This window comes from Acidovorax sp. MR-S7 (assembly GCF_000400995.2).
Taxonomy (GTDB): domain Bacteria; phylum Pseudomonadota; class Gammaproteobacteria; order Burkholderiales; family Burkholderiaceae_C; genus MR-S7.
On record NZ_DF238978.1, the window covers coordinates 1 to 872 of the forward strand.

Annotated in this window: 1 protein-coding gene; it reads left to right on the forward strand. The window is 60.8% G+C overall.

Features of this window, described 5'->3' with window-relative positions; genetic code table 11:
* Positions 1-46: 46 nt before the first annotated feature.
* Positions 47-862: an IS5 family transposase gene (locus tag AVS7_RS18895; RefSeq protein WP_024001871.1), complete on the forward strand. Its 816-nt coding sequence runs from the start codon at positions 47-49 to the stop codon at positions 860-862.
* Positions 863-872 lie beyond the last annotated feature (10 nt).

The following is an 872-nucleotide window of genomic DNA, read 5'->3' on the forward strand; positions in this document are numbered from 1 at the left end:
CTAGAGCGTGTTATGAACTTGATAGCGCCTGCGGTAGATTCGCCCAATGGCAAGGCGTAAGCAGTATCCGACGGATGTGACGAATGAAGAATGGAGTTTCGCAGCGCCGTATCTGGCTCTGATTGATGAGAAAGCAGCGCAGCGCCAGCACGAACTGCGCGAAGTGTTCAATGCCTTGCGCTGGATGGCCCGTGCAGGAGCGCCATGGCGGATGCTGCCAGGAGACTTCCCCCCGTGGGAAGCGGTCTATCAGCAAACGCGCCGCTGGCTGCGAGCGGGATGCTTTGAGGCCATGGCCAACGACCTTCGCTCGATCATTCGCGTGGCGCAAGGCCGACAGGGCCAGCCCAGTGCAGCAGTCTTTGATGGGCGCACCTTGCAATCGAGTTGCGAGAGCGGCCCGCGTGCGGGCTATGACGGCTACAAGCGGCGCAATGGCTCGAAGGTGCATATGGCTGTTGATACGCTGGGGTATCTGCTGGCAGTGCATGTCACACCAGCCAATGAGCAAGAGCGAGCGCAAGTGGCGCAGTTGTGCGAAGCGGTCCAGGAGGCGACAGGCGAGACGGTGAAACTGGCCTGGGCCGATCAGGGCTACACGGGTGAGGAGCCAAACCAGCAGGCCAGTGAGCACGGCATTGACCTGCAAATCGTCAAGCTGCCCGAGGCCAAGAAAGGCTTTGTGTTGTTGCCCAGGCGCTGGGTGGTCGAGCGCAGCTTTGGCTGGCTGGCGCGCTTCAGAAGGCTCAGCCGCGACTACGAGAGACTGCCCCAGGTGCTCGCTGGGCTGCACTTCCTGATCTTCGTGATCCTCATGTTGCCCAAGGCTGCGCCTGTCCTGGGCTCCGGAATAAGTTCATAACACGCTCTAG